The organism is Vibrio sp. 1562 (assembly GCF_033340155.1).
In the GTDB taxonomy this organism is placed as follows: domain Bacteria; phylum Pseudomonadota; class Gammaproteobacteria; order Enterobacterales; family Vibrionaceae; genus Vibrio; species Vibrio alginolyticus.
Genome location: NZ_JAWOVY010000166.1, coordinates 1 through 903, shown reverse-complemented (window position 1 = coordinate 903; position 903 = coordinate 1). Strand labels below are relative to the sequence as shown.

The 903-nt window shown below is 43.5% G+C and carries 2 protein-coding genes; one reads left to right on the top strand and one right to left on the bottom strand.

The window, feature by feature from the left end:
* Nucleotides 1-549: aminotransferase class I/II-fold pyridoxal phosphate-dependent enzyme (locus R7Z49_RS23925; protein WP_318112214.1), on the top strand; the 549-nt coding region annotated here is incomplete at its 5' end.
* Between the two features lie 98 nt (nt 550-647).
* Here R7Z49_RS23925 and R7Z49_RS23920 read toward each other — a convergent pair.
* A partial coding sequence (locus R7Z49_RS23920; protein WP_318112213.1) for a YadA-like family protein occupies nt 648-903 on the bottom strand: 256 nt, incomplete at its 5' end.

The following is a 903-nucleotide window of genomic DNA, read 5'->3' as shown; positions in this document are numbered from 1 at the left end:
CAAGGCTTTGCTAAGGGTGTAGAAGAAGACGCAGCTGGCCTACGTACTTTCGCGAAATACAACAAAGAAATTCTCGTTGCGAGCTCGTTCTCGAAAAACTTCGGCCTATACAATGAACGTGTAGGCGCATTCACGCTTGTTGCTGAATCTGAAGAAGTGGCAACAACAGCATTCTCTCAAGTAAAAGCGATCATCCGCTCTATCTACTCTAACCCACCAGCTCACGGTAGTGCTGTTGTTACTCATATTCTAAACAACGAAGAACTGCGTGCTGAATGGGAAGCGGAAGTACAAGAAATGCGTGACCGTATTCAAGAGATGCGCGAGCTGTTCGTAGCAACTCTGAAAGAAGAAGGTGTGGATGCAGATTTCAGCTTTATCGAACGTCAAAACGGCATGTTCTCGTTCTCTGGTCTATCTAAAGAGCAAGTTAACCGTCTGAAAGATGAGTTCGCAATTTACATCGTTGGTTCTGGCCGTATCAGCGTAGCTGGTATGACAAAATCAAACATGGGCCCGCTATGTAAAGGTATCGCAGCGGTTCTATAATCTGTCGAAAATAGACGAAATAAACGAAAGGTCAGCGTATGCTGACCTTTTTTGTTGTTCTTAAATCTGTTGATTACGGTTGATGTTACTAAATGGGATTAAAATACGAACTTCAAACTTAAGCCGACTTCGTTGATGTAATCCGAACTTTCACCACTGTAATCTGTATCACGGTATTGGTAATACAAGCCCGTGCCAATCACATCATGCCATTGGTAATTGAAGCCGATTCTGTACTTGTTCTCTTCAACCACATCACTTCGGTTGGCCTGAATCTGTGCTGACACCATCCATTGTTCATTCAAAAGATAGTTTGCACCAATGGTCACCGCTTGAAGAAACTCGGTGTCAGAA